This window comes from Flavobacterium sp. TN-1 (genome assembly GCF_052828645.1).
In genome coordinates this window covers 3,511,028-3,518,268 of record NZ_CM128253.1, presented here as the reverse complement: position 1 = coordinate 3,518,268, position 7,241 = coordinate 3,511,028, and the positions used below count along the sequence as shown (strand labels likewise).

8 protein-coding genes are annotated in these 7,241 nt (G+C 30.4%); 4 read left to right on the top strand and 4 right to left on the bottom strand.

All coding sequences use genetic code 11. The features are described from left to right. Positions 1-188 precede the first annotated feature (188 nt). The gene (locus ACUXZJ_RS15935) at positions 189-590 is read left to right on the top strand and encodes an acyl-CoA thioesterase (RefSeq protein WP_063743133.1); all 402 of its coding nucleotides are present in this window, start codon (positions 189-191) and stop codon (positions 588-590) included. Here the strand turns inward: ACUXZJ_RS15935 and ACUXZJ_RS15930 are convergent. The 3 genes from ACUXZJ_RS15930 to ribD are packed head-to-tail and all read right to left on the bottom strand — an operon-like array spanning position 587 to position 2,858. Further along, positions 587-1,195 (bottom strand): IMPACT family protein, encoded by a 609-nt coding sequence (locus ACUXZJ_RS15930; protein WP_063743132.1) that lies wholly within the window; start codon positions 1,193-1,195, stop codon positions 587-589. The genes ACUXZJ_RS15935 and ACUXZJ_RS15930 overlap by 4 nt on opposite strands. Before the next feature lie 54 nt (positions 1,196-1,249). Next, on the bottom strand, positions 1,250-1,858 hold the full coding sequence (locus ACUXZJ_RS15925) for an HAD family hydrolase (RefSeq protein ID WP_060382859.1): 609 nt from the start codon (positions 1,856-1,858) through the stop codon (positions 1,250-1,252). Then, the gene (gene ribD, locus ACUXZJ_RS15920) at positions 1,851-2,858 is read right to left on the bottom strand and encodes a bifunctional diaminohydroxyphosphoribosylaminopyrimidine deaminase/5-amino-6-(5-phosphoribosylamino)uracil reductase RibD (protein WP_060382858.1); all 1,008 of its coding nucleotides are present in this window, start codon (positions 2,856-2,858) and stop codon (positions 1,851-1,853) included. The genes ACUXZJ_RS15925 and ribD overlap by 8 nt, the downstream gene beginning before the upstream one ends. Before the next feature lie 85 nt (positions 2,859-2,943). Between ribD and ACUXZJ_RS15915 the strand changes: the two genes are divergently transcribed. Further along, positions 2,944-3,417 (top strand): GNAT family N-acetyltransferase, encoded by a 474-nt coding sequence (locus ACUXZJ_RS15915; protein WP_060382857.1) that lies wholly within the window; start codon positions 2,944-2,946, stop codon positions 3,415-3,417. A gap of 19 nt (positions 3,418-3,436) precedes the next feature. Next, positions 3,437-4,306 carry a peptide chain release factor N(5)-glutamine methyltransferase gene (gene prmC / locus ACUXZJ_RS15910; RefSeq protein WP_060382856.1) on the top strand — a complete coding sequence of 290 codons (870 nt, stop codon included), beginning with the start codon at positions 3,437-3,439 and terminating at the stop codon, positions 4,304-4,306. Positions 4,307-4,359: 53 nt separating this feature from the next. Here prmC and ACUXZJ_RS15905 read toward each other — a convergent pair whose 3' ends face one another. Continuing rightward, positions 4,360-5,604: an ABC transporter permease gene (locus tag ACUXZJ_RS15905; protein ID WP_063743131.1), complete on the bottom strand. Its 1,245-nt coding sequence runs from the start codon at positions 5,602-5,604 to the stop codon at positions 4,360-4,362. A 176-nt stretch (positions 5,605-5,780) separates the two neighbouring features. Between ACUXZJ_RS15905 and hisS the strand changes: the two genes are divergently transcribed. Beyond that, on the top strand, positions 5,781-7,199 hold the full coding sequence (gene hisS / locus ACUXZJ_RS15900; protein ID WP_060382854.1) for a histidine--tRNA ligase: 1,419 nt from the start codon (positions 5,781-5,783) through the stop codon (positions 7,197-7,199). Positions 7,200-7,241 lie beyond the last annotated feature (42 nt).

Sequence of the window (7,241 nt, the reverse complement as noted above, 5' to 3'; positions counted from 1 at the left end):
TCTTAATTGTGTTAATTTTAAGGTTTTACTTGACAAAATTCAGGTCAAGATTTAGGGTCAATCGGGATAGCAAAGATGGTTGATAAAATTCTTTAAAAAAAATTTTTTTGATCTTGATTTTGTAGAAATTTTATTGTAAGAATTGAATTTTCACTTTAAATAAAACATAAAAAAGTAAGATAAATAGTATGAAAAAATTTGACATTCAAGTGCGTGTCCGTTATGCTGAAACGGATCAAATGGGGGTTGTTTACCACGGTAATTATGCGCAGTATTTTGAAATGGGGCGAGTGGAATGGCTTAGAAATCTGGGGGTTTCTTATAAGTGGATGGAAGAAAACGGCGTGTTCTTGCCATTAGTGTCATTGAGTATGAATTATAAAAAACCAGCACACTATGATGACTTGCTTACTATTAGAACAATTTTTAAAAGTCAATCTTCTGTTAAGCTGGAATTTGATTATGAAATTTATAATGAATCGCAAGAGTTATTAACAACGGCTAACTCTATATTGGTTTTTGTAGATGCTAAATCAGGTAGACCTATAACCCCTCCTGAATATTTAGAAGAGTTGTTGAAAACTTTTTAGAGTTCCGTTATTGTTACTTCAAAAATAGATGAGAAGATGCTGAAAACCATATCAGCATTTTTTTGTCTTGTTGAAATGATAAGTTCGCAGCTTTCTTCCATTCTTTGTGAAATTACGTTTAGATCCTTTTCTTTTATGACTCTCATAACTTTGTTTATGTTTTTATAGTCAAAATTTATCTTATATTGAATATCAATTGTTTTTTCTATTAAGAACGAAGTTTCTAGTGCCATCTTAGCACTTTCTCTATAGGCAGAAATTAATCCTCCAACGCCTAATTTTGTGCCGCCAAAATAACGTACTACCACAACGAGTATGTTAGTTAAGTCAAATGACTGAATTTGACCATATATAGGCATTCCTGCACTGTTATTGGGTTCTCCGTCATCATTTGCTCGATAGTGTTTTTGAGTTGTGCCAAGTTGCCAAGCATAACACCAGTGTCTGGCTGTATAATGTTTTTTTTTAAGGTGTTCTAAATGCGTTTTAATTTGGTCTTCGTTGGTTACAGGAAAAGCATAGCCGTAAAACTTACTGTTTTTTTCTTTGTATAAAACTTCGGGAGAAGCTTCCTGGAGTGTTGTATAAGTATCTTTTGTGTTCAATAAGTTCAAAATTTAACGCAAAAATATTGTTTTTGGATATAAAATGAAAATCCATCAAAAAGGGATTTCTTTTTTAGAAAGGAGATTTGTTACTTCTTCTTTTTCTATTTGTAAATGCCATACGTGCATACCTAGTGAAGAGGCTATTTCTATATTTTGTTTTTCATGATCTACAAATAAGGTTCTTTTAGGGGTTAATTCATGTTTTTTAAGAATAAATTCAAAAGCTTCTTTTTCAGGTTTTCGAAAACCTATTTCAGATGAAAAATATACTTTTTCAAAACATTGATAAAATTCTCGAGCAAAGGTCATTCCTACGCGATGTTCAAATTTGGCAATGCGTATTTCATCTATGTTGCTTAAAAGATAAAGTTTATATCTGTGAGATAATTTTTGTAAAAATTCAAGTCGTGAAAGAGGAAAATCATTTATAGTAGCGTTCCAAGCAATACGGATATCATCTATAGAAGCATTGGGCATTCTTTTTTTTAATTCAATTAAAAAATGAACTTCTGATATTTTTCCTTTTTCAAAATCTTGATTAATTTTTTCAAAATGGTCATCCCATTCTGAAAGCCCCAATTTTTTAAGAGCTTCAAGACAAGCCTTTTTATTTAAATTCATAAAAACATTGCCGAAATCGAAAATAATATTGTTAATCATAATTTGAAAAAATTAAAAGTTCATTATTCAATATTTTTTTACTTTTTACATTCTTACTAGAGATAAAAGGAGCGGTAACTCCTTCTGGAAATATACTTGTACTTTTAAAAACACGAGCTTCATCCCAGCAATCATGATCTATAAAGTGTTGTAATGTACGACTACCCCCTTCAATTATGACAGATTGGATTTGATTTTGATAGATCCACTCAATTATAGAAGAAACAGAGTTTGTGTTGTTGTCTAAAACTGCTTCATCTAAAATGAAAGTTGGAGCTGATTTATCAAATATAAGATTTTCTTTTGAAATTATATTTTTTTTATCTAAAACTATTCTTACAGGATTTGTTCCTTGCCAATCTCTAACAGTTAGTTGTGGATTGTCATCAAGAGCAGTTTTAGTTCCTATTAAAATAGCTTGTTCTTCTGTTCTCCATTTATGAGTCAATTGTCTACTGTATAAATTACTGATCCATACGGGTTTTTGAATGTTTTTATGAGAAGGAGCTATTAAGCCATTTGCTGTTTCTGCCCATTTTAAAACAATATAAGGACGTTTCTTTTGATGAAAAGTAAAAAAACGTTTATTAAGTTCTTGGCATTCTTTTTCTAATACTCCTACAATTACTTCGCAACCAGCATCTTTTAGTTTTTTTATACCTGCTCCGCATACTTTCGCAAAAGGATCTATGGTACCAATCACTACTTTCGGTATTTTGTGTTGAATAATTAAATCTGCGCACGGAGGTGTTTTGCCAAAATGACTACAAGGTTCAAGACTAACATAAATTGTAGATTCAGCTAACATTTCTTTGTTTTTTACCGAGTTTATAGCATTGACTTCGGCATGAGCCTTTCCTGATTTCTGGTGCCAACCTTCACCTATGATCAAATTATGATGTACAATTACACTTCCTACTAACGGATTAGGATATGTAGTCCCTAATCCATTTTTAGCTAATTCTATACAACGATATATATATTTTTGATGTATCTTCACCACACAAAAATAATAAATTGATGACGGAAAAATACCAAGTAAATAAGATTTTAGATTTTTGTGAATTAAATTAAGATTAAGAGATATGATTCGATTGATAAGGAAAGAAGATAATAGAGAGGTAGCAGCTCTAATTCGAACCGTTTTAGAAGAGTATAAGGCTCCTAAGGAAGGAACTGCTTATGAAGATCCACAATTGGATGTTATGTTTGAAACTTATCAAAAGATTCAATCAGCTTATTTTATATTAGAACTTTCAGGAAAAATAGTAGGTTGCGCAGGTATAGCTCCTTTAAAAAATGCTACCACAGAAGTTTGCGAATTGCAAAAAATGTATTTTTTATCTTCAGTAAGAGGAAAAGGATGGGGGACTCAAATGATGAAGATTTGTCTTGATAAAGCAAAGGAAATGGGGTTTGAAAAATGTTATTTAGAAACTTTAACCACTATGGAAAAAGCCCAAAGATTATATTTAAAATCAGGATTTATATATTTGTCTGAACCCATGGGAAATACAGGTCATTCAGCTTGTCCTATTTGGATGTTGAAAGAATTATAATTTAGATAAAAAGAAGAGTATGTTACTAAAAGAGTATAAGGTACAATTTGAAAAAGAATTAATGAAAATTTATGAATCAAAGGAAATAGAAAGCTTCTTTTACTTGCTGCTAGAAGCTTTTCATGCTATGAAAAGAATTGATTTTGTTTTGAATCCTTATTTAGAATTAGATGCACTACAATTGTTGCAATGGGAAACGGTTTTAGGTCAATTAAAACAAGAAAAACCTATACAGTATATTTTGGGTGAAACTAATTTTTTTGGAATGTCTTTCTATGTTAATGAGCATACATTAATTCCTAGACCTGAAACAGAAGAGTTAGTTGATTGGATTATTAAAACCGTTTCAACCTTTAAAAAAGAACAAAAAATTAAAATTTTGGATATAGGAACAGGAACAGGGTGTATTGCTATTTCATTGGCAAAAAATATTCCAATGGCAGAGGTTTACGCGATAGATGTTTCTTTAAAAACCCTTGAAGTAGCAGAAAGAAATGCTAGAAAAAATAATGCAACAGTCCATTTTATTCATCAAGATATATTGATTTTAGAAAAATTAGAATCTACATTTGATATTATTGTTTCTAATCCTCCTTATGTTCGAAACGCAGAAAAAATAGAAATAAAGAAAAATGTTTTAGACTATGAACCTCATTTAGCATTGTTTGTAGAGGATACAAACCCCTTGATTTTTTACAAAAAAATAGCCCAATTAGCTATAAAAGGGTTGACTGAAAAAGGATGTCTTTTTTTTGAAATAAATCAGTATTTGGGAAAAGAAATGGTAGAGTTAATGAAAGAATTACAGTTCGAAAATGTTGATTTACGTAAAGATATTTATGGAAACGATAGGATGTTAATAGGCGAAAAATCTAGTTTTTTAATTTGACAAAAAAACAAACGTTTATCTGTGCTATGTTGATTTTGTAATTTAAAATAAATTTATTCATATCGTAAAGCTTCTATGGGATCAAGTTTAGAAGCTTTTAAAGCGGGGTAAGAACCAGAAATGATCGCTACTATAAAACAAACAATAAATGCAGAAATAATAGCGATCCAGGGAATTACAAAGTCAAATTCTAATAAAGTAGCAAATCCATATCCTATTGATATGCCTCCTATTGTTCCTACCAATCCACCCAATTGCCCAATGATTAAGGTTTCCATAAAAAATTGAAAAGCAATGGTTGTTCTTTTAGCTCCTAAAGCTTTTCGTGTTCCAATTTCACGAGTTCTTTCTGTAACAGAAACAAGCATGATATTCATGAGTGCAATAGAAGATCCAAAGATGGTTATAATTCCTATAACCCAAGCTGAAATATCAAGATAGGAAGTGAGCTCAATAATTCTTCGAATGAGGTCATCACTTCTTGAAATGCCAAAATCATTGTCTTCTACGGGATTTAATTTTCTAATAATACGCATTTTTAGAGTGGCATCATCTATAGCAAGGTCTAAAAACTCTTTTCTAGAGGTCATTACACTAGTTGTGTAATTAATATTAGGAGCACTAAAAAGAGATCGGGCTACCTGTAAAGGAATGAGTACCCTTAAATCTTGTTTGTTTCCAAAACTAGATCCTTTTTCTTTTAAAATACCAATTACTTTGAATTTAGCACCTCGTATACTAATAGTTTTGTCTAATGGATTAATATTTGCTAAAAGTTTTTTTTCAAAATCAGCCCCTAATAAACATACAGGATGATTATTACTAATGTCTAATGTCGAAAAATTTCGTCCCTTAGCAATTTCAAAACCAGCATTTATAGTATAATTTTCATCTATCCCTAATACGCTTACTTCAGGATCTGTTTTTTTATTTTCATATTTTATCTCTGCTGTAGTAGTAGCAATAAACGAAATAGAAGTATAAGTGAAAGGAAAATTGTATTTTTCTTTAAAAAATTGTGCTTGAGAATAAGTAATTATAGGATTTATTTTTTGATGTTGTTTTCCCTTTTTATGTCTCTTTATTTCGTCTTTGTACTGACTAATAGAAAAGGTATTAGCTCCCATAGAGGTAAAATCTTTAGTAATAGTGTTACTTAGAGCAGATACTACAGTTAATATTCCAACAAGAGCCATTATTCCGATAGCAATAATTAAGGCCGTTAACGTAGTTCGTAAGAATTGAGTACGGATAACATTTAAGGCAATTTTGATATTTTCTTTTACTAATCCTATCATATACCCATATTAGTCTATCAGTTTGGTGAAATGTTACAATTAAAATCAAAATTTTAGTTTTCTTCGAAAAAATAAGATATTTGCAGAAGATAATAGCTTAGCATTTTAAGAATTTTAATTCGTTGTTTGTATAGATAAGCTAATGAATCTATAGTTTTAACTTAATATAAAAAATAATGAAACCATCTATTCCAAAAGGGACTCGTGATTTTTCACCTTCAGAAGTAGCTAAAAGAAATTATATATTCGGAATCATTCGGAATCATTTTGAACGTTTTGGATTTCAACCTATAGAAACACCTACTTTTGAAAATTCAGAAACATTAATGGGGAAATATGGAGAAGAAGGAGACCGATTGATATTTAAAATTTTAAATTCAGGAAATTATTTTTTTAATAAAAGAAAAATTGATTTACCTATTAGTATTGAGCAATTACAAACGAATTCTGCAGAGACAATTTCAACAGAACAATTAATAGAATTAAATCAATTTACTAATAAAATTTCTGAAAAAGCACTTCGTTATGATTTGACTGTTCCGTTTGCGCGTTATGTGGTTCAACATCAAAATGAAATTGAGTTTCCATTCAAACGTTATCAAATGCAACCTGTTTGGAGAGCAGATAGACCTCAAAAAGGACGATTTAGAGAATTTTATCAATGCGATGCAGACGTGGTTGGGTCTACTTCGTTATGGCAAGAAGTAGAATTAGTTCAGTTATACGATGCTGTTTTTACTGATTTAGGTTTAAAAGGAGTAACTATTAAAATTAATAATCGTAAAATTTTATCAGGTATAGCTGAGGTAATAGGAGCTTCTGATAAGTTAATAGATTTTACCGTAGCTCTAGATAAATTAGATAAAATTGGAGAAGATGGCGTGAAAAAAGAAATGCTAGAAAAAGGAATTACTGAAGCAGCTATTCAAAAAATACAACCTCTTTTTAATTTTACAGGAACAATAACTGAAAAAATAGAAAAACTTTCAAAACTCTTAGAAAATTCTAATGAAGGAATGAAAGGAGTAGAAGAATTACAATTTATTTGCCAAAATATATTAGCGGTAGGACTTCAGGATTCTAAATTAGACTTAGACGTGACTCTTGCACGAGGACTAAATTATTATACGGGGGCTATATTTGAAGTCTCAGCGCCTATAGGAGTAAGTATGGGATCTATTGGTGGTGGTGGAAGATATGATGATTTGACAGGTATTTTTGGTCTAAAAAATATGAGTGGGGTAGGAATATCATTTGGTTTAGATCGAATTTATTTAGTTGTGGAAGAGTTAGGTTTATTTCCTGAAACAGTAACGGCTACTTCTAAAGCTATCTTTTTAAACTATGGAACCGAGGAAGCTTTGTTTTCAATGAAAGCCATAACTAAATTACGCCAATTAGGGATAAAAGTAGAGTTGTATCCTGATTCAGTAAAAATTGGTAAACAGTTTCAATATGCTGATAAAAGAGGTATTCCTTTCGCTATCATAGTAGGAGAAGAGGAAATGAAAAAAGATCAATACAATTTAAAAAATCTTCAATCAGGTGAACAAAAAACAATGTCTTTTGATGCACTATTTGAGATTTTACAATAAATAATAAACAAGGTGTTCTAAGATTTTCTTGAAAATAGAAGA